Origin of the sequence: uncultured Thiohalocapsa sp., from assembly GCF_913062725.1 — a bacterium.
Taxonomy (GTDB): Bacteria; Pseudomonadota; Gammaproteobacteria; order Chromatiales; family Chromatiaceae; genus Thiohalocapsa.
The window spans coordinates 1-2,006 of record NZ_CAJXWY010000134.1; the positions used below are offsets into that span (position 1 = coordinate 1).

A 2,006-nucleotide genomic window follows, 5' to 3' on the forward strand; every position below is an offset into this window, starting at 1 on the left:
GTATATTTTTCTTTATATACGGCCTCGGCATTAGGTTCGTCCGATCTCCCGACGCGCCAACGCCTCAGCCTGTTTAAGCTCGCGGCCAGAAAAACTGCTCGCTACCTACAATGAAAAAATATCGATAAACTCTAGTGATAGTTTTTTATCGCCGCGCATCAATGGAATACCAACATGGCCGAGCATCAGGGACCGACATCGCAGCCACAGGGACAGCCGCCGCAGGCCCAGCAGCCGGCCCAGCCACCCATGGCGCCCTACCCCTACGACTATCGCGACGATGAAATCAGTCTCTACGAGCTCTGGAATACACTGGTCAAACGCCGCCTCCTGATCGGCGCGGTATTCCTGCTAATCACCGCCGTGGCCGCGGCCTACGCCCTCACCCGGACGCCGACCTATCAGTTCGATGCCGTCATCGAAGTCGGTCAGATGCCGAGCCTCAACGGCGGATCACTGCAGGCAATTGATGCGCCGGGCAGCCTCGTCAGTCGCCTCAACGAGGTGATTATTCCGGCAGTGTTTGAGGACGTTTACGCCGAGTCCGAGGATGTCCCGCCAGCCCCCGAAGCCGAAATCCTCAATAACGACGCCCGCCTGGTCCGCCTCTTCGCCGAGATCCCGGCTGAGCGCAGTGAGCGGATGGAAGAGGCGATGGCGGAAGTCGTCCGGGCGGTTCTGGCGGAGCATGAGCGTATTCGCAGCACTCGCCTGCAGCGGCTCGATGCCCGCATTGGCGATCTGCGTGCGGAGATTGACCGGGTGATCGAAGCACGAAGCGGGCTTTTCTCGCAGATCACCAACATCAACCGCACGCGGGCCGAGGATGCCACACAGGACGAAGATGTCAGTCAGCAGCTGGCCGCCACGCTCGGCGGCATTGTCAATGTCCTCGTCACTCGAGAGGCGGATGCGGATATTACCGATCTGAAATCCACCATCGCGCAGCTCGAGGCGGTGTCAGCCTCAGCTGAGGCGTCCGCGCTTGTCCGCCCGGCCACGCTCGCGGACTCCCCCGAAGGCCAACCCCCGACCACCATCATCGCCCTCGGTGCCGTGCTTGGCCTGATGCTGGGGGTTTTTGCGGCCTTTGGCCGGGAATTTCTCGCCAACGCCGCGGAACAGGCGTAAAGAATACCGCTTTCCCTAGCGCGTGGCGCCGGCCACTAAGGCTATACTGACTCGCGGCAACGGAGGGCGGTGAGTTTGATGGAGATGGCAACGCAGCATTGGCCGGCGTTATTACTGGCGTTTGCCATTGCCACGATTCTGCTGAAGGCGCTGCGCCGCCCGGCCATGCGCCTGGGGCTTGTGGATAAGCCCGGCGGGCGCAAGGCGCATGAGCGCGCCACGCCCAGCATCGGCGGGCTTGCCATTGTCATCGCCTTTGCCACGGCCTACGCCCTCTTCCCGCCTGCGCAACCGAGCCTCCCGGCCTGGGTCGGGTTTCTGGGGCTTGCCCTGATCGGCCTGCTGGATGACTTCCAGGGGCTTCGCAGTTGGCCCAAATTGATCGCGCAGATCGTCGCCGCCGTGCTCGCCGTTGTCTGGGGCGGATTATTGCTCAATGATCTCGGCACTTGGCCATCTGGTGCGCCCATCGCCCTGGGTGCCGCAGCGGCGGCCCTGACCGTTTTTGCCGTGGTCGGGTTTGTGAATGCCGTGAATATGCTCGACGGGCTGGATGGGCTGGCCGGCGGCGTTGTCGTGGTCATTCTGCTCTGGCTTGCCTATGCCGCAACGCTTGCCGGCGCGCAGGATGCCGCCTACCTATCGCTGTTGCTTGCTGCCGCCGTACTTGGCTTTCTGGTCCACAACCTGCGCTCCCCGTTCCGGCGCCGCGCCAGCGTATTCATGGGCGATGCCGGCAGTCTGGCTCTGGGGTTTGCGGTGGCCTGGCTGGCCATCGAGATCTCGCAGGCGCCGCAGCGGGTGATCTCGCCGGTGGGTATTGCCTGGATTGTGGTGCTGCCGGTCATGGATACCGTCAGCCTCATGCTGCGGCG

The 2,006-nt window shown here is 62.9% G+C and carries 2 protein-coding genes; both read left to right on the top strand.

All coding sequences use genetic code 11. From position 1 onward, the window contains the following. The first annotated feature begins 174 nt into the window (after positions 1-174). Positions 175-1,131, top strand: coding sequence for a Wzz/FepE/Etk N-terminal domain-containing protein (locus QZ588_RS18080; RefSeq protein WP_295544509.1), 957 nt, complete (start codon positions 175-177; stop codon positions 1,129-1,131). Positions 1,132-1,209: 78 nt separating this feature from the next. Then, on the top strand, positions 1,210-2,006 hold a 797-nt coding region (locus tag QZ588_RS18085), incomplete at its 3' end, for a glycosyltransferase family 4 protein (RefSeq protein ID WP_295544511.1).

Bases quoted from the DNA above. Each gene is read 5' to 3' on its own strand.
- QZ588_RS18080 (WP_295544509.1), top strand. From the start codon at position 175: ATGGCCGAGCATCAGGGACCGACATCGCAGCCACAGGGACAGCCGCCG.